Raw genomic sequence first — 17331 nt, 5'->3', positions numbered from 1 at the left:
CGGGGGGCAGGCCCGACCCCGGCGGACGAGTTAGGAGTCGAAGACGTCGTCGCCGATGCCGGTCAACACCGCGCGCAGGACCGACTCGATCTCGGCGAATTCGGCCGGGCCGCTGATCAGCGGCGGCGCCACCTGGATGGCCGGGTCGCCGCGCTCGTCGATGCGGCAGTACAGCCCGGCCTCGTACAGCGCCGACGACACCCGGGGCAGCAGCCGGCGGCGTTGCTCGGCGGTGAAGGTCGCACGGGCCACCCGGTCTTTGACCAGCTCGACGGCGTAGAAGTAGCCTTCGCCGCGGACGTCGCCGACCACGGGCAGGTCGTAGAGCTTCTCCAACGTGGCGCGAAACGCGGGTGCGTTCTGCTTGACGCGCTCGTTGAGGCGCTCGCGCTCGAAGATGTCGAGGTTGGCCAGCGCCACCGCGGCCGACACCGGATGTCCGCCGAACGTGTAGCCGTGCGGGAACATCGTGGCGCCGTCGTTGAACGGTTCGAAGAGCCGGTCGCTGGCGATCATCGCGCCGATCGGCGAGTACCCCGACGTCAGGCCCTTGGCGCAGGTGATCATGTCGGGCACGTAGCCGAAGTCGTCACAGGCGAACATCGACCCGATCCGCCCGTAGGCGCAGATCACCTCGTCGGAGACCAGCAGCACGTCATACTCGTCGCAGATCTCGCGGACCCGTTCGAAGTAGCCCGGCGGCGGCGGGATGCAGCCGCCGGCGTTTTGCACCGGCTCTAGGAACACCGCGGCGACGGTGTCGGGGCCTTCGAACTCGATGGCTTCGGCGATGCGGTCGGCGGCCCATCGCCCGAACGCCTTGACATCGGTGCGCAGCGGTTCGGGCGCGCGGTAGAAGTTGGTGTTGGGCACCTTCACCGCGCCCGGGGTCAGCGGCTCGAAAGGCGCCTGATACTTCGGCACACCGGTGAGCGCCAGTGCGCCCTGCGGGGTGCCGTGATAAGCGATCGCACGCGAAATCGCTTTGTATTTACCAGGTTTGCCGATGAGCCTGAAGTACTGCTTGGCCAGCTTCCACGCGGTTTCGACGGCCTCGCCGCCGCCGCTGGTGAAAAACACTCGGTTGAGATCGCCGGGCGCGTAGCCTGCCAGACGCTCGGCGAGCTCGATCGCCGGTGGGGTGGCATACGACCACAGCGGGAAGTACGCCAGCGTGCGGGCCTGCGCCGCGGCGGCCTCGGCGAGCTCTTCGCGGCCGTGCCCGGCCTGCACCACGAACAGCGCCGACAGCGCATCCAGGTAGCTACGGCCGCGGTCGTCGAAGATTCGGACGCCGTCGCCCCGGGTGATCACCGGCGCGGTGATGCCCGCGCCGTGGCGGGCGAAATGGAGCCAGAGGTTATCGAGCATCGTGTCCGCGAACGTTACGCTCGGACGATGACCTCGGCCCAACAGGTCGACGAATTCGAGGCCCTGCGCCCGCATCTGCTGGCCGTCGCCTACCGGCTGACCGGCACATTCGCTGACGCCGAGGACGTCGTGCAGGAGGCCTGGCTGCGCTGGCAGTCAGCGCAGCACGACGAGGTTCGCGATGCGCAGGCCTGGTTGACCACCGTGGTGAGCCGGCTGGCCCTCGACCGGCTGCGCTCGGCGGTGCATCGCCGGGAAACCTATGTGGGCCAATGGCTTCCGGAACCGATTGTGACCGGTTTCGACGATGCCGACCCCCTGGCGGCGGTGGTGGCCAACGAGGACGCCCGGTATGCAGCGATGGTGGTGCTGGAGCGGCTGAGCCCCGATCAGCGGGTCGCGTTCGTGCTGCACGACGGGTTCGGGGTGCCGTTTTCCGACGTGGCCGACGTGCTGGGCACCACCGAGGCCGCCGCCCGGCAGCTGGCATCGCGGGCCCGGCGGGCGGTCGCCGCTGATCCGCCGCCGCAACCGGACCCGGCACACGACGAGGTGGTCGGCCGGCTGATGGCCGCTATGGCCGCCGGTGACCTGGAGTCGGTGGTGACGCTGCTGCACCCCGACGTCACCTTCACCGGCGATTCGAACGGCAAGGCGCCGACCGCTGTTCAGGTGATTCGCGGGGCGGACAAAGTAGCGCGGTTTATCTTCGGGCTGGCGCGACGCTACGGGCCGGCGTTTTTCACGGCGAATCAGCCCGTCCGCGTCAACGGCGAGTTCGGCGTCTTCACCGCGGGCAGTGCCGGCGGCGAAGGGTATCGGGAGATGCTGCCGCGGATCCTGGCCATCACTGTGCGCGACGGAAAGGTTTGCGCTTTCTGGGATATCGCGAACCCGGACAAGTTCAGCGGTTCTCCGCTGCGGCCTCGGTGAGTGCGCCTCGAGTCCGTAGCAACCGTGGTCGTCACTCGCACTTTTTCACGGCAGCTACCGGCTCGCGGACGGATCCGCCCACGGAACCCGGCACGCGTCACCGGAACTAAAGCCCTGCTCGGTGATGCCCAGCGCCGAATACATGCGTGCCCGCATGTTCTCCGTGGCGATCTGATACGTCAGCTCGATCACACCGGCATCACCGAAGCGGGCCTTGAGATCGGCCACCTGTTCGTCGGTGATGGTGTGTGGGTCGGTGGTCATCGCGTCGGCGTAGGCGATCGCGGCCCGCTCGTCGTCGGTGTAACGCGGTGAGGTCGCGTAATTGCCGATGTCGTTCAGCCGCTCGATGTCCAGACCGTCGAGGCGCTGCAGCATCGACCCGAAGTCCACACACCACGAGCAGCCGACGGTGCGCGCAGTCCAATACACGGCCAGCTCGCGAACGTTTGCGGGCAGTTTGCGCGATGCGCGCTCCAGCGCCGTCTCGTGAATTGCGTTGGCGAACAACAGGCCAGGGTGATGCGCGGCGACGGTGAACGGTTCGGGGACTTCGCCGAACCGCCGTTTGGCGTAACGGTAGGCGGCACGGACCCACAGCGGGGCCTTCTTCGGGGGCACAGGGTCGATTCGTGGTTTCTGTCTCATACCCGTGAGACGACACAGCCCGCCAGAGTGTGACGAGCGTGAAGCTAGCTGTTCGTGAGCGTCGCGACCACCTGCGCGAACATGGTGTTCTTGATCGCCCCGAGAGTACCCCGGTCTTTGCCGTCGAGCGGCTTCAGCATGCCGACGGCGGCGGCCGCGACGGCGCCCTCGGGCGCGGTGGCGTCGACGATGCCGATCGCCTCAGCGTCCCTCCCGCCGAACCGTCGCCCCGTCGTCATCGAGGCCACCGCAGCCTGCGGTGTGAGCTTGGCCTGAATCAGGGCCGCCATCCCGGGTGTGAAGGGGATACGGATGTCGACTTCGGGGAAGCAGAAGAAGCCGCGGTCGGCGCGCATCACCCGGAAGTCATGCGCGAGTGCCAGCATCGCGCCCGCGCCGAATGCATGGCCAGGCAATGCCGCCGCGGTCGGCACGGGCAGGGCCAGCATCCGGGCGAGCAGCACCTGGACGCGATTGACATACCACGGGGTCTGATCACCATGCGCCATCAACCAGTCCAGGTCCAGACCGTTGGTGTAAAACTTGCCTGCGGCCGTCGTGACGAGGCCTTGAGCGCTGCCGCCGACCACTTCGTCGAGGTGGGCGTCGAACTCATCGAGAAAATCAGGTGAGAAGCGGTTTTCGTCGTCGCCGAGGTCCAGCACCGCGATCTTCCCATCGTAGCCGAGGTTCATCGTCGTCTCCTTTGCTGCTTGACGGGAGGGGGTCCGACGTCGAGCACCGCCCGCACGGCGGCGCGCAGGTGATCGAGGGCGGTCGGGTCGTGAATCCTGTTGCGCTGTAACACGATGCTCGTCGGAAGATCGACGATGCAGGTGGTGATCACGTCTACCGCGGCGGCGTCCTTGCGGCCCCACATCATGGTCGCGAGGTGGACCATCAGCTCGACGAGCTGGGCCTGAGTTGCCGCCAGTTCGTCCGCCAGTTCGCGGCGAATCTCCTTGTCGCTCAGCTTCTCTCGGCGTATGGCCAGCAGCACCGAGGACGACTGCGGGTGCTGCTGGGCGAAAACGGCCGGTGCCGCCGCGGCGGCGACCACGGCCTCACGCGGGGCGAGTGACCCGTCGACGAGCGCCCGTTGGGTCGCGAGAAACCGGCGCGCCGCCCGCAGCCATGTGCGCGCCAGCAGCTCGGCCCGGGACCCGAAGGTGTGGTAGATCGCACCGTTGGATACCCCGGCCGCCGCGGCAACCGCTCGGATTGTCATCGCCGACGGCCCGGCCTCGGCGGCCAGCGATTCGGCGGCATCGAGGACCCGGTCGATGTCGTAGACCCGGGGACGTGGCACGCACCCGACTATAACAGAGCAAGCGCTCTGTTATAGTCGGGTGGCACGAGCTGCGCACCTGCGGTGGGCGAGGCTATCCAGTGTCGCGCGCCCCGCCGGGGCACAGCACGTCACGGCGTGCACTCCGGTGCGCGGCGCATCTTTGCAATCAGCCGATCAGCCGCCAGCCGGCAGCCCCAACACGTGCCGGGCGACATAATTGAGTGCGAATTCGTTGCTGACCGGACCGGACCGAGCGAGCCGGGCATCGAGGTAGCAGTCGAGCCAGCCCTCGCGTTCATCCCAGGCATCGACGCCCATGACCTGCATGGCGTGATCGGCAGTCGCGAAGGCCAAATCGGCCGTAAGTAACTTGGCCATGTTGGCATCGGCGGTGACGTCGGCGCCCGCGTCGAAGAGCGCCGCGGTGCGATAGACAAAGAGCCGATTGGCCTGTAGGCGCGCGTGCTGGGCGGCCAGCGGATGGGCGATTGCCTGGTTGGCGCCGATCGGCATCGCGCCGGATATGACGCGGTCCTTGGCGCGCTGGACCGAACGGGTGATGGCGTAGGCGGCGGTCCCCAGGCACAGCGCGGCCGTCAGCACCCGCTCGACGTGGGTAAATGGCCACATCACCAGCAGGCCCTCACCCTCGGCGCCGACTATGTCCTGCTGTGGTACGCGCACGTCGTCGAGTTGGAGTTGGTACTGTTTGACGCCTCTGCAGTCGCCGGGCTCAGCGGGTGCCCCACGCCACGGCGCGCGCGAAAACGCAAGCAGCCGATCGAAGGACGTGTGCGTCTGCAGCTGCTCGCCGATGACGGCAGCGTCGTCGCGGAAGGTGAAGGTGTCGCCGAACTGCGCTCAGTTGGCGCGAACGGGCGACGCCCGTCCCGTGCGTGATACTGCGTCTGCTCGCCCGAATTAGCGCGCGACCGTCAGGACGCTTGACCTCCCGGGTCACCGTGGTCACCTCGATGTCGCGCCGGCATCGCCACACGCTGTACCGCCGCGCAGCCGCCGACGCCCCGGACCGCGGCCAGTAGGGTGGCTTCGACGCTGACCGACGAGAAAACAGGACTGTCTCATGCGTATAGAACATGGCAGGCATCGCTGTGATTACCGCCGCGATTGACTGGAATATGTTGCGGGACAACGCTACCCAAGTAGCGTATCGAGCGTATGCGCCCTATTCGCGGTTGCGGGTGGGCGCGGCGGCGCTGGTCGACGACGGCCGGGTGGTCACCGGATGCAATGTGGAGAATGTCTCATATGGCCTAGGCCTGTGCGCCGAGTGCGGAGTAATCAGCGCGCTGCATTCGACCGGGGGCGGCAGGCTGCTCGCGCTGGCGTGCATCGACGCGAGCGGGCGGTTGTTGATGCCCTGCGGGCGGTGCCGGCAACTGTTGCTGGAACACGGCGGACCCGGCCTGCTCATTGACCACCTCGCCGGACCGCGCCGCCTTGGCGAGCTGTTGCCCGACGCGTTCGGCCCCGACGACCTGCCGTGACATTCGACGCGCCGACGCTGATCAAGACCAAGCGCGACGGCGGCCGGCTCTCCGATGCCGCCATCGACTGGGTCATCGACGCCTATACCCGCGGCCGCGTCGCCGAGGAACAGATGGCCGCACTGTTGATGGCGATCTACCTGCGCGGCATGGACCGCTCCGAGACCGCGCGGTGGACCGCCGCGATGCTGGCTTCCGGTGAGCGGCTGGACTTCAGCGATCTGAGCACGCCGACGGTGGACAAGCACTCCACCGGAGGGGTGGGGGACAAGATCACGCTGCCGCTCGTGGGCGTCGTCGCCGCCTGCGGCGCCGCGGTGCCCCAGGCATCCGGGCGCGGGCTGGGCCACACCGGCGGCACCCTGGACAAGCTCGAATCGATCGCCGGGTTCGTCGCGGACCTGCCGGTCCCCAAGGTGCGCGAACAACTGCGCGACGTCGGGGCGGCGATTTTCGCGGCCGGTTGGTTGGCGCCCGCCGACGCCAAGCTGTATGCGTTGCGTGACATCACCGGCACCGTCGAGTCGCTGCCGCTGATCGCCAGCTCGGTGATGAGCAAGAAGCTGGCCGAGGGCGCCGGCGCGCTGGTGCTCGACGTCAAAACGGGTTCCGGGTCGCTGCTGAGGTCCGAGCCGCTGTGCCGGGAGCTGGCGCAGACCATGGTGCAGCTGGGTACCGCGCACGGTGTGCCTACCCGCGCGCTGCTGACCGATATGAACCGTCCGCTGGGCACTGCCGTCGGCAACGCGCTCGAGGTTGCCGAAGCCCTGGAAGTGCTGGCCGGCGGTGGACCGCCCGACGTGGTGGAGCTGACGGTGGCGCTGGCCACCGAGATGCTGCAACTCGCCGGCGTCGACGGCGGCGATCCCGCGCAGACCCTGCGTGACGGCACCGCGATGGACCGCTTCCGCGCGCTGGTCGCCGCCCAGGGTGGAGACTTGTCGGCGCCGTTGCCGGTGGGCGCGTGTTCGGAGACCGTGACCGCAGGCCGGGGCGGCACAATGGGCGACATCGACGCGATGGCGATAGGGATGACGGTGTGGCGGCTCGGCGCGGGCAGAACCCGACCCGGCGAACGGGTGCAGCCCGGTGCCGGCATCCGAATCCATCGCCGCCCCGGCGAACCGGTCGTGGCCGGCGAGCCGCTGTTCACGCTGTACACCGACACCCCGGAACGGTTCGGCGCCGCGATGGCCGAGCTCGACGGCGGCTGGAGCATCGGCGACCGCCCACCGGCCCAGCGCCCACTGATCATCGATCGGATCACCTGATGACGGCACCGCTGACCCTGGACATGATCGGCAAAGCACCCAAGGCGCTGCTGCATGACCACCTCGACGGCGGGCTGCGCCCCGCCACCGTGCTCGACATCGCGGGCCAGATCGGCTACGAGGACCTGCCCGCCACCGACGTCGACGAGCTGGCCCGCTGGTTTCACACCCGCTCTTACAGCGGGTCGCTGGAACGCTACCTCGAGCCGTTTGCGCACACCGTTGCGGTCATGCAGACGCCCGAGGCCCTGCACCGGGTCGCCTATGAATGCGTGGAGGACTTAGCCGCCGACAACGTGGTGTACGCCGAGGTGCGTTTCGCCCCCGAACTGCACATCAACCGGGGGCTCTCGTTCGACGACGTCGTCGACGCCGTCCTGGCAGGTTTCGCCGACGGAGAGAAAGCCGCCGCGGCCGCGGGCCGCGCGATCACGGTGCGCTGTCTGGTCACCGCGATGCGCCATGCCGCGCTGTCCCGCGAGATCGCCGAGCTGGCGATCAGATTTCGGGATAAAGGTGTGGTCGGATTCGACATTGCCGGCGCCGAGGCCGGTTACCCACCATCCCGGCACCTGGATGCCTTCGAGTACATGCGAGATCATAACGCCCGCTTCACAATCCATGCTGGAGAAGCGTTCGGGCTGCCGTCCATTCATGAAGCGATCGCATTCTGCGGCGCCGACCGGTTAGGTCACGGGGTGCGGATTGTCGATGACATCCACGTCAACGACGATGGCACGGTGCAGCTGGGCCGACTGGCGGCCATCCTGCGGGACAAGCGAATTCCGCTGGAGCTGTGCCCAAGCTCCAATGTGCATTCCGGTGTTGTCGACAGCATCGCCGAGCACCCGTTCGACCTGCTGGCCCGGGCGCGATTCCGGGTCACCATCAACACTGACAACCGGTTGATGAGCGACACCTCGATGACCCGCGAAATGCACAGGCTAGTAGAAGCATTCGGTTACGGCTGGAGCGACTTGGAGCGGTTCACCATCAATGCGGTGAAGTCAGCGTTCATCGGCTTCGACGAGCGTCTGGCGATCATCGACGAGGTGATCAAGCCCCGCTTCGCGGTGTTGATCGGGTAGGCCGTGGCCGATACGGAGCCGGTATTCGACTTCGCCGACGTGGTGGTGGAACGGGCCGGACTGCGCGCGCTCGACGGATTCAGCGCGGCCATCCCGAAGCGGGGCGTAACGGTGGTGTTTGGCCCGTCGGGATCGGGCAAGTCGACGTTGCTGCGATTGTGCAATCGGCTGGAAGTACCAACCAGCGGCCGAGTATTGTTCTGCGGCAAGGATATTGCCGCACTCGACCCGTTATGGTTGCGTCGCCGGGTGGGCATGTGCTTTCAGCGCCCGACGCCCTTCCCCGGCACCGTGGCCGAGAATTTGCGGGCGGCCGACCCCGCCGCGTCCGATGCGCGGATGTCCGAAACACTGGCGCGGGTGGCGTTGACCGGCTCATGGCTGGACCGTGATGCGACCGCCCTGTCGGGCGGTGAGGCGCAGCGGATGTGCCTGGCCCGCACGCTCATGGCGCAACCTGAGGTGCTGCTTCTCGACGAGCCCACCTCCGCGGTCGACGCCGCGGCGGCACGGGTGATCGAACACGCTGTACGCGACCTGGCGGACGGTCAAGGAACTCCGGCCGTGTGGGTCACCCACGACGCGGCGCAGGTCGAGCGCATCGCCGATTGGGTCGTATACCTCGACAACGGCCGCTGCACAGGGTTTGAACCGGCTGCATCGAAGCCGGGAAACGAGGAGGTGACGCCGTGAACGGCGAGGTCGGATGGGCGGGGCTGGCAACGTCGTTGGCGTTGGTTGGCTTCGCCGCGGCGATTTCGTTGTGGCAGCGGCTGGGTCTCGAACGCCAAGTGGTGTGGTCGGCCATCCGTGCGCTGGTCCAATTGCTGCTGGTTGGCAGCGCGTTGGCGTTGCTTTTCGAGCCCGGTCGCTCGCTGTGGTGGTCGTGGGCGTGGACCGCGGGCATGGTCGGCTACGCCGGTGACGTCGCGCGCCGGCGGGCCCCGGAGGTCCCCCGGCTGGCGCCGCTGGCCATCGCCGCGTTCGCTACCGCGGCGGTGGTGACGCTAGGCGTGATATTCGGGTTGCGGGTGTTTCCGTTGCAGCCGCGGACCCTGGTGCCGATCGCGGGGATGATGATCGGCAACTCGATGACCGCCACGGTGCTGGTGGCCCGCCGGCTGGTCGACGAGCTGCGCGACAAACGCGATGAGGTCGAAGCGCGGTTAGCCCTCGCGCAGCCCTACCGTCAGGCGGCCGCCCCCTACCTGCGGACAGCGTTGCGGGCGGCCGTTTCTCCGCAGATCGAAACCACCAAGGCCACCGGTCTGGTGTTCTTGCCTGGGGCGATGACCGGGCTCATCCTCGCCGGTGTCTCGCCGGTGCAGGCTGTGCTCGTGCAGGCCGTGGTGATGTTCTTGATCTTGGGATCGGTCGCGGCCACCACCGTGGTGGTCGCCCTTGGCCTGGTCCGCCGGGTGTTCACCCGCGACCACCGGCTGTTGCCGCTGTAACGCCGAGCAGACGCAAAATCGCACGATTTCGTGCCGAAATGTGCGATTTTGCGTCTGCTCGCCAGTCCTATTCGCGCCTTAGCCGTGACTCCACGAACCGTTCCAGCTGCTCCCACTCGCGCACCGCCCGGGCATACGGCCCGGCGGGCTTGCCGACCGGGTCGGGTTCGAGCACGTAGGCGACCAGCTTGCCCAGCGGCCGATCGGTCGCGAGCGCTTTTTCCACGGTGCTGTCCTCGGCGTATTCGCCAACATCGCGAAGCAACTCGACGGCCAGTTCCAACTGCTCACGGTCCACCGCATCGGGTCCGTCCGCCAAATCGTCGGCCAGGCCGGTCAGCACATAGACGTTGTCGTCGGTGATGTCGACCTCCAGCGAGCCATCGGTCGCCGCCGTGCGGATGTCGTCGTAGGTGCTCAGGTCGGACAGGTCGTGGTCGTGCTCGTCGGCCAGATACCGGGCCAGAGCGCGTTCCGAGCTGAAGACGCTGATGCGGCCGTTGCGACCCAGGAAAATCGGACGGTCGTCGAAATAGCAGCGCAGCGTATAGAACGTGCCCGCGTCGGTCATGATCCGGATCGGGTCGATGCCCACCTTCAACCAGAAGTCCTCGTCGCTGCCCAGCACCACGGTGTCATCGGCCGCAATTGACTCGTCGGGCTCCTCGCCCTCATCACCGATATCGATGTCAAGTGCCGACTCGTCATCCTTGCGAGGTTCAGCCAACTCGGCGGCGGCCCGAGCCGACGCGGCCTCATCGACATCCGGGGTAGTGACAATGCCATCGACCGCGGCCAAAACATCGTCCCAGCCTCGCGCGATGATCTCCGCGATGGAATTCCAGCGCTTGCGCCCGGCTTTGCCGGTGAAATGGTCGATGCCGCCGGCCACCGTGCCCAGCATCGGATTCCCGTTGAAGAACTTGCTGACGGTCGGCAGTTCGCAGACCGACCCGATCGCCGATACGATCGCCAGGCTGCCCGCCAGCGCGGCGACCGACTCTTGGGTCGGTTTTTCGGCGACGAGTTCCTCGACGCCGACCAGGTCGAACTGTTTGTCGTCGGCCGGGTCGAGTTTGTGCGCATTCGCCTGAGTCAAATCCTTCCACGCAGGGTGGTCGACTAGATCGTTGTCGGTGTCGGTGCGCACGAAGGCGACCAGGTCAGCGACGGTTTCGAAGCCGTAGAGATCCTCGCCCTTGCCGAGAAACGCCTCCCACTCGTCGCCGGCGTCGCGCCAGCGCGGCGCCCACAGCGTGTAGCGGTCGCCGGCGGTGAGGCTCAGTCGGATCGGAACCAGCTCAGCAGCCATGCGGCACAGGATATCGACGCAGGCGCACAGTGCCCGACCGAGGGCTAACCGGGGGCGTTAGCTGCCCCAGATGTCGGTAATCGCAGGAGCGTTGGCCGCGTAGCCGGTTTTGGGCAGCCCGTACATCTGCTCCAGCGTCGACAACACGTTGTAGTGGCTGATCGGCTCGGGGTATGCCCCGGGTTTGACGTCGGCTCCGTAGATGATCGTGGGGATCTGGTTGCGCGCGGTGTTGTCGTCTTCATCCCAGGTCAAAATGAGCAGACTGTTGTTGGTCTTTGCCCAGGAGGCGTACGGAGACAACTTCCGGTACAGCCAAGTGTCGCCTTGAGCAATCGAGCCGTCGTGCATGTCGTTGTCAAGGTTGGGAATAACGAACGAAACCGTGGGCAGACTAGCGTAATTCGATGGCGCAGGAAACGCCGAAAACGGCAGCGAGTAGTTCCTCGGGATGTTGCTGAAATCCGCCCAGGGCACGTGCTTGCGGGCGTATTTGCCCGCGCTGCAGACTGGCGAGCCCACAGCCGGCAGGTCTTCGGCGAAACCGGCGAATGTGTATCCGGCGGCGAGTAATTCAGAAGCGAGATTCGGGGCGGCACCAGCGTTGACGGGACAGCTGTTGTCCTTCAATCCGAACATGTTGCCGGCGAACAGCGCCAGGTAGTTGGGCTCGCTGGGGTGTGTTTCGGCGAAGGATTGCGTCATCATTGCGCCATTGGCGGCAAGGGAATTGATGTAGGGTGCCGACTTGTTGCCGATGATATTGGCCTGCGAACGGTTTTCCTCCACCACAATGACCACGTGCGCGGGAGTGGGAAGTGCGGCGGCCGCGAAGTGCACACGGTGGGGCATGTCGCCGAAATGTCCGGAGGCAGAAGAGGTCATTACCGCCCACACCGCCAGGACCGTGATGAGCCCGACGATTCGCAATCCACCATTGTCTCGCCGTCTCAGGCGCCGCATGCCGGGAGTATAGGGTCGGCCTTACCCGTCAACCGTTATGGCCGCACGCGTGTCCAGCGATAAGGTCGATCCTTGTGGAGCTGCACGTCGTCGACCATCCGCTGGCCGCGGCCCGGCTCACCGCACTGCGCGACGAGCGCACCGACAACGCCGCGTTCCGTGCGGCGTTGCGCGATTTGACGCTGATGCTGGTCTACGAGGCTACCCGCGACGCACCCACCGAGACGATCCGCGTCCGTACACCGCTGGCCCCAACCGTCGGGATACAGTTGGCCAACCCACCGCTGCTGGTGCCGGTGCTGCGGGCCGGGCTGGGCATGGTCGACCAGGCACATGCGCTGATTCCGGAGGCGCGCGTGGGGTTCGTCGGGGTGGTTCGCGACGAGCAATCCCACCGTCCGGTGCCTTACCTGGAATCGTTGCCCGATGACCTGCGCAGCCAGCCGGTGATCGTGCTCGATCCCATGCTGGCCACCGGTGGGTCGATGACACACACCATCAGGTTGCTGCTGCAGCGTGGGGCAACGGATATCAGCGTGCTATGCGTCGTTGCGGCGCCGGAAGGCCTTGCGGCGCTGGAGAAAGCAGCCCCCAACGTGCGGTTGTACACCGCTGCTATCGACGAGCGACTCAACGAAATCGCCTACATCGTACCGGGTCTCGGCGATGCCGGTGACCGCCAATTCGGGCCACGCTGACCTACCAGTGCCGCACCGCGGCGACGAGGCCGTCACGCAGCGCGGTTGCGCGGTCACGAGCACGTCGAACGTCCTCGCCGGGCGGGCAGCCGGCTTCGAGGTAGAACTTCAGTTTCGGCTCGGTGCCCGACGGTCGCACCACCACTCGGGCCCACATGTCGGCGTCGCTGCCGGAGAACACCAGTGCGTCGGTGCGTGGCTGCAAATCCGTTGTGCGGACCGCAAATCCAGCCAGCCGACCGGGTGGCTCTTGCCGGAGTCGCCGCATGAACGCTGCTGCCTCGCCGGGGCCGGCGACCGGGCGTGACACCGCCGCACCCACGTGGACGCCGTGGCGTCGGGCAAGCTCGTCGAGCGCGTCGAACACCGAGCGGCCCTGCGCTTTGAGCGTCGCCACCACGTCACAGGCCAGCACCGCCGCGCTGATCCCGTCCTTGTCGCGCACCGCGTCGGGGTCCACACAATGGCCGATCGCCTCCTCGTAGGCGTAGACCAGCCGGCAGCCGGGCAGACCGGCGTCGGCGCGCGCCAGCCATTTGAAGCCGGTGAGGGTTTCGACGTGGCGCGCTCCGTGGTGCGCGGCGATGGCCGCCAGCATCCGCGACGACACCACCGTGCTGGCGACCACGGCTGTTTCCACAGATTCAGTATGGGACAAAATGTAATCGCCTAGTAAGCAACCTGTTTCGTCTCCGGTAAGCATCCGCCAGCCGTCTGGTGCGGGTACGCCGACCGCGCACCGATCGGCGTCGGGGTCCAGCGCAATCGCGATATCGGCGTCGACGTTGTCGGCCAGGCGCAGCACGGCGTCGGCGGCGCCCGGCTCCTCGGGATTGGGGAACGCGACGGTGGGGAAGTCGGGGTCAGGCGCGAACTGTTCGCCGACGGTGTGGACTTCGCCGAAGCCGGCGCGGTGCAGCGTCTCTACCGCCAGCGCACCGCCGACCCCGTGTAACGGGGTCAGCGCCACCCGCACCGACCCCGACGAGCGTCGCAAGCCGGCGGTGCGCTCGGTGTAGCGGTCGACTAGCCCGGTGTGGCTGGATTCGACGGGCACTCTGGCGATTTGGTCTGCAAACGGCGCGGCGGCCATCGCGGTTTCGATCGCGCGGTCGGCGGGCGAGACGATCTGGATGCCGCCGTCGAAGTACACCTTGTAGCCGTTGTCGCTCGCCGGATTGTGTGATGCGGTGATCTGGATCCCGGCCGCGGCGCCGGTATGGCGCACTGCGAACGCCAACACCGGTGTCGGTATTGGGCCGGCAAACAGCAAAACGGGAAAACCTTCGGCGGCAAACACTTCCGCGGTTGCAACAGCGAACATGGCCGATCCGTAACGCGCGTCGCGGCCGACGATCACCTTCGAGCCGCGCAGCCCCCGGTCCTTGAGCACTTGCGCCACCGCCCAGGTCGCGCGCACGACCACGGCCAGGTTCATCGCGTCCGGTCCGCCCCGCAGCGGCCCGCGCAGTCCGGCGGTGCCGAATCTGAGCGGCCGGGCGAACCGCGCGGCCAGTTCACCGGGCTCGCAGTCGGCGAGTTCGGCGGCTGTCGCCGGGTCGGGGTCGTGCGCGATCCACTCCTCGGGCGTCACACCCGCCAGCCTTACAGCCGGGCCACCACCCCGGCCAGCAGCGCACCCATTCGGGCCGCTGACGCAGCGCCAGCCTCGACGACCTCGACGTGGCTAAGCGGAGCCCCGGTCATACCTGCAGCCAAGTTCGTCACCAGCGACACCCCCAGCACCTGAGCGCCCGCCGCCCGCGCCGCGATTGTCTCGTGCACCGTCGACATCCCCACCAGGTCGGCACCCAGGGTGCGCAGCATCCGGATTTCGGCGGGCGTTTCGTAGTGCGGTCCCGGCAGGCCGGCGTATACGCCTTCGGTCAGCGTCGGGTCGACCCGGCGGGCCAACTCCCTTAGCCGCGGCGCGTAGGCGTCGACCATGTCGACGAACTGCGGGCCCACCAGCGGAGACCGCGCGGTGAGGTTCAGATGATCGCTGATCAACACCGGCTGGCCGACTTCGAGGTCGTCGCGCAAACCGCCCGCGGCGTTGGTGAGCACGATCGTGTGTGCACCGGCCGCGCATGCGGCTCGCACCGGGTGCACCACGTGCAGCAGGTCATGGCCCTCATAGGGATGGATGCGACCGGCCAGCACCAGCACCCGGTGCTCGCCGATGCGCACGGACAACAGCTGACCGGTGTGCCCGACCGCGGTCGGCGGGCTGAAGCCGGGCACCTTCGCCATGGGTAGCGCCGCGGTCGCCGGACCCAGCGCGGCCACAGCCGGCGCCCACCCAGACCCCAGCACGACCGCCACGTCGTGCGCGGCGACCCCGGTGTGCTCGGCGATGGCCCGCGCCGCCCGCCGAGCCAGTGCCTCGGGGTCCGGCCGACCATCGGTCACAGCGGCCGAGCTTAGACTGCCAACATGCCCACCACCACCGCATTGGATGCCGTCGAAGATGCGGTGCGGCGGTGCAGCACCGAAATCGTCGAGCTTTCCCACGCAATCCACGCCGAGCCGGAGCTGGCATTCGCCGAGCACCGAAGCTGCGCCAAAACCCAGAGATTGGTCGCCGATCGTGGCTTCCGGATCACAACGGGCGTGGCGGGCTTGGACACCGCGTTTCGTGCCGACTTCGGCAGGGGAGCGTTGGTCGTCGGGATCTGCGCGGAATACGACGCATTGCCGCAGATCGGGCACGCCTGCGGTCACAACATCATCGCCGCATCCGCTGTGGGCACCGCGCTGGCGCTGGCCGACGTGGCCGACGACCTGGGCCTGACGGTCGCGCTGCTGGGCACCCCGGCCGAGGAGGCCGGCGGCGGTAAGGCCTTGATGCTGCGCGCGGGCACATTCGACGACGTCGCGGCGGCGGTGATGTTGCATCCGGGACCGACGGACATCGCCGCCACCCGGTCGCTGGCATTGTCGGAGGTCAGCGTGCACTACCGTGGCCGGGAATCGCATGCGGCGGTCGCACCACATCAAGGTGTGAACGCCGCGGACGCGCTGACCGTCGCGCAGGTGGCCATCGGGCTGCTGCGCCAGCAGTTGGCGCCGGGACAGCTGGTGCACGGCATCGTCACCGACGGCGGACAGGCCGTCAACGTCATTCCCGGGCGGGCGGCCCTGCGGTATGCGATGCGGGCACCGGACTCCGAGTCGCTGAGCGAGCTGCAGGGCAGGGTGTTCTCCTGCTTTGCCGCGGGCGCGCTGGCGACCGGATGCGAATACGACATCGACGATTCCGCGCCGGCCTACGCGGAGCTAAAGCCTGATCCATGGCTGGCCGACACATGCCGGCAGGAGATGCGCCGGCTCGGCCGCGAACCTGTCGCGGCCGAGGTGGAGGCGAAGCTGCCGATGGGCAGCACCGACATGGGCAACGTGACCCAGGTGCTGCCCGGCATCCACCCGGTGATTCGGATCGACGCCGGCGGCGCCACCGTGCACCAGCCCGCTTTCGCCGCCGCCGCGGTCAGCCCCAGCGCTGATCGTGCTGTGGTCGAAGGTGCAATTATCCTGGCGCGCACCGTGGTTCGCCTTGCCGAGACCAGCGCAGAGCGGGAACGGGTGCTGGCGGCACGTGATCAGCGGGCGGCGTCATGAGTCTGGTAGACAGCGCCGAGTCCTGGCTGGCCGCCCACCATCACGACCTCATCGAATGGCGGCGTCATATCCACCGCTACCCGGAACTGGGCCGCCAGGAGTATGCGACCACACAATTCGTCGCCGAGCGGTTGGCCGACGCCGGGCTCAACCCCAAGGTGCTGCCCGGGGGGACGGGTTTGACCTGCGACTTCGGTCCCGAGCATGAGCCCAGGATCGCGTTGCGCGCCGATATGGACGCGCTGCCGATGGCCGAGCGCACCGGCGCACCTTATTCGTCGACCATGCCCAACGTCGCGCACGCCTGTGGCCACGACGCCCACACCGCAATCCTGCTCGGCACCGCGCTGGCCCTGGCGTCGGCACCCGAACTGCCGGTCGGCGTGCGCCTGATCTTCCAGCCCGCCGAAGAGCTGATGCCCGGCGGGGCGATCGACGCCATCGCGGCCGGCGTGCTGAGCGGCGTCTCGCGGATTTTCGCACTGCACTGCGATCCTCGACTCGCGGTCGGCAAAGTGGCGGTCAAGCCGGGCCCGATCACGTCGGCCGCCGACTCGATGGAAATCACGCTGTACTCGCCGGGAGGGCACACGTCGCGGCCGCATCTGACCGCCGACCTGGTTTACGGGCTGGGCACGCTGATCACCGGGCTGCCAGGGGTGTTGTCGCGGCGCATCGACCCGCGCAAGAGCACCGTCTTGGTGTGGGGTGCGGTCAACGCCGGGATGGCAGCTAACGCGATCCCGCAGACCGGCGTGCTGGCCGGCACTGTCCGCACGGCGAGCCGGGAAACCTGGCAAAGCCTGGAGGGCCTTATCCGCCAGGCGGTGTCGGCGCTGCTGTCGCCGCTGGGTGTCGACCACACGCTGCAATACCACCGCGGGGTGCCGCCGGTGGTTAACGAGGAGATTTCCACGCGGATCCTCACCCACGCCATCGAAGCCCTCGGCCCCGATGTGCTGGCCGATACCCGCCAGTCCGGCGGTGGCGAAGATTTCTCCTGGTATCTCGAAGAAGTGCCCGGGGCGATGGCGCGACTCGGTGTGTGGTCCGGCCGCGGACGCCAGCTCGATCTGCACCAGCCGACGTTCGATCTCGACGAGCGGGCCCTGCCGATCGGGTTGCGGGTGATGGTCAACATCGTCGAGCAGGCCGCGGCCTTCTAGACCGCGG

General features: G+C 67.7%; 18 protein-coding genes and 1 pseudogene. 10 read left to right on the top strand and 9 right to left on the bottom strand.

All coding sequences use genetic code 11. The features are described from left to right. Positions 1 to 30: 30 nt before the first annotated feature. A complete protein-coding gene (locus tag MHEC_RS18920) occupies positions 31 to 1371 on the bottom strand; it encodes an aspartate aminotransferase family protein (RefSeq protein ID WP_048891840.1) in 1341 nt (446 codons plus the stop codon). A 27-nt stretch (positions 1372 to 1398) separates the two neighbouring features. Between MHEC_RS18920 and MHEC_RS18915 the strand changes: the two genes are divergently transcribed. After that, positions 1399 to 2304 (top strand): sigma-70 family RNA polymerase sigma factor, encoded by a 906-nt coding sequence (locus tag MHEC_RS18915; protein ID WP_048891841.1) that lies wholly within the window; start codon positions 1399 to 1401, stop codon positions 2302 to 2304. Between the two features lie 54 nt (positions 2305 to 2358). On the opposite strand, the pseudogene MHEC_RS18910 reads toward MHEC_RS18915, so the two are convergent. The 4 genes and pseudogenes from MHEC_RS18910 to MHEC_RS18895 all read right to left on the bottom strand — a co-directional run. Continuing rightward, a pseudogene (locus tag MHEC_RS18910) lies at positions 2359 to 2988 on the bottom strand (carboxymuconolactone decarboxylase family protein); the annotation flags it as partial. A gap of 8 nt (positions 2989 to 2996) precedes the next feature. Beyond that, entirely contained in the window at positions 2997 to 3647 is a 651-nt protein-coding gene (locus MHEC_RS18905; RefSeq protein ID WP_048891843.1) for an enoyl-CoA hydratase-related protein, read from the bottom strand. Continuing rightward, on the bottom strand, positions 3644 to 4261 hold the full coding sequence (locus MHEC_RS18900; RefSeq protein ID WP_048891844.1) for a TetR/AcrR family transcriptional regulator: 618 nt from the start codon (positions 4259 to 4261) through the stop codon (positions 3644 to 3646). Before MHEC_RS18900 ends, MHEC_RS18905 begins: the two co-directional genes overlap by 4 nt. A gap of 156 nt (positions 4262 to 4417) precedes the next feature. Continuing rightward, positions 4418 to 4846 (bottom strand): acyl-CoA dehydrogenase family protein, encoded by a 429-nt coding sequence (locus MHEC_RS18895; protein ID WP_235434804.1) that lies wholly within the window; start codon positions 4844 to 4846, stop codon positions 4418 to 4420. Between the two features lie 9 nt (positions 4847 to 4855). Between MHEC_RS18895 and MHEC_RS18890 the strand changes: the two genes are divergently transcribed. The 6 genes from MHEC_RS18890 to MHEC_RS18865 all read left to right on the top strand — a co-directional run bounded on the left by MHEC_RS18890 (position 4856) and on the right by MHEC_RS18865 (position 9564). Then, a complete protein-coding gene (locus MHEC_RS18890; protein WP_152967045.1) occupies positions 4856 to 5143 on the top strand; it encodes a hypothetical protein in 288 nt (95 codons plus the stop codon). Positions 5144 to 5340: 197 nt separating this feature from the next. Next, positions 5341 to 5751: a cytidine deaminase gene (locus tag MHEC_RS18885; RefSeq protein ID WP_048891846.1), complete on the top strand. Its 411-nt coding sequence runs from the start codon at positions 5341 to 5343 to the stop codon at positions 5749 to 5751. Further along, a complete protein-coding gene (locus MHEC_RS18880) occupies positions 5748 to 7022 on the top strand; it encodes a thymidine phosphorylase (RefSeq protein WP_048891847.1) in 1275 nt (424 codons plus the stop codon). The genes MHEC_RS18885 and MHEC_RS18880 overlap by 4 nt, the downstream gene beginning before the upstream one ends. Continuing rightward, positions 7022 to 8110, top strand: coding sequence for an adenosine deaminase (locus MHEC_RS18875; RefSeq protein ID WP_048891848.1), 1089 nt, complete (start codon positions 7022 to 7024; stop codon positions 8108 to 8110). The genes MHEC_RS18880 and MHEC_RS18875 overlap by 1 nt, the downstream gene beginning before the upstream one ends. Positions 8111 to 8113: 3 nt before the next feature. Then, the gene (locus MHEC_RS18870) at positions 8114 to 8803 is read left to right on the top strand and encodes an ABC transporter ATP-binding protein (protein ID WP_048891849.1); all 690 of its coding nucleotides are present in this window, start codon (positions 8114 to 8116) and stop codon (positions 8801 to 8803) included. Next, positions 8800 to 9564: an ABC transporter permease gene (locus tag MHEC_RS18865; RefSeq protein ID WP_048891850.1), complete on the top strand. Its 765-nt coding sequence runs from the start codon at positions 8800 to 8802 to the stop codon at positions 9562 to 9564. Before MHEC_RS18870 ends, MHEC_RS18865 begins: the two co-directional genes overlap by 4 nt. 67 nt (positions 9565 to 9631) lie before the next feature. Here the strand turns inward: MHEC_RS18865 and satS are convergent, their stop codons facing one another. Next, positions 9632 to 10876: a protein export chaperone SatS gene (gene satS / locus MHEC_RS18860; protein ID WP_048891851.1), complete on the bottom strand. Its 1245-nt coding sequence runs from the start codon at positions 10874 to 10876 to the stop codon at positions 9632 to 9634. A 57-nt stretch (positions 10877 to 10933) separates the two neighbouring features. Next, the gene (locus tag MHEC_RS18855; RefSeq protein ID WP_048891898.1) at positions 10934 to 11761 is read right to left on the bottom strand and encodes an alkaline phosphatase family protein; all 828 of its coding nucleotides are present in this window, start codon (positions 11759 to 11761) and stop codon (positions 10934 to 10936) included. Between the two features lie 152 nt (positions 11762 to 11913). Between MHEC_RS18855 and upp the strand changes: the two genes are divergently transcribed. Next, a complete protein-coding gene (upp, locus tag MHEC_RS18850) occupies positions 11914 to 12537 on the top strand; it encodes a uracil phosphoribosyltransferase (RefSeq protein ID WP_048891852.1) in 624 nt (207 codons plus the stop codon). A 1-nt stretch (position 12538) separates the two neighbouring features. Here upp and MHEC_RS18845 read toward each other — a convergent pair whose 3' ends face one another. Beyond that, on the bottom strand, positions 12539 to 14131 hold the full coding sequence (locus MHEC_RS18845; RefSeq protein ID WP_048891853.1) for a phospho-sugar mutase: 1593 nt from the start codon (positions 14129 to 14131) through the stop codon (positions 12539 to 12541). Between the two features lie 11 nt (positions 14132 to 14142). Then, positions 14143 to 14949: a purine-nucleoside phosphorylase gene (locus MHEC_RS18840; protein WP_048891854.1), complete on the bottom strand. Its 807-nt coding sequence runs from the start codon at positions 14947 to 14949 to the stop codon at positions 14143 to 14145. A 24-nt stretch (positions 14950 to 14973) separates the two neighbouring features. On the opposite strand from MHEC_RS18840, the gene MHEC_RS18835 reads away from it, so the two are divergent. Together MHEC_RS18835 and MHEC_RS18830 are read left to right on the top strand one after the other, a co-directional pair. Beyond that, positions 14974 to 16158 carry a M20 family metallopeptidase gene (locus MHEC_RS18835; protein ID WP_048891855.1) on the top strand — a complete coding sequence of 395 codons (1185 nt, stop codon included), beginning with the start codon at positions 14974 to 14976 and terminating at the stop codon, positions 16156 to 16158. Further along, complete coding sequence (locus MHEC_RS18830) at positions 16155 to 17324, top strand: M20 family metallopeptidase (RefSeq protein ID WP_048891856.1); 1170 nt, start codon at positions 16155 to 16157, stop codon at positions 17322 to 17324. The genes MHEC_RS18835 and MHEC_RS18830 overlap by 4 nt, the downstream gene beginning before the upstream one ends. The last annotated feature ends 7 nt before the right edge of the window (positions 17325 to 17331 follow it).

It is taken from the genome of Mycobacterium heckeshornense (assembly GCF_016592155.1).
GTDB classification, from domain to species: Bacteria; Actinomycetota; Actinomycetes; order Mycobacteriales; family Mycobacteriaceae; genus Mycobacterium; species Mycobacterium heckeshornense.
Note: the sequence above shows the minus strand (reverse complement) of the source record. Positions and strands in the feature narration are given on the sequence as shown.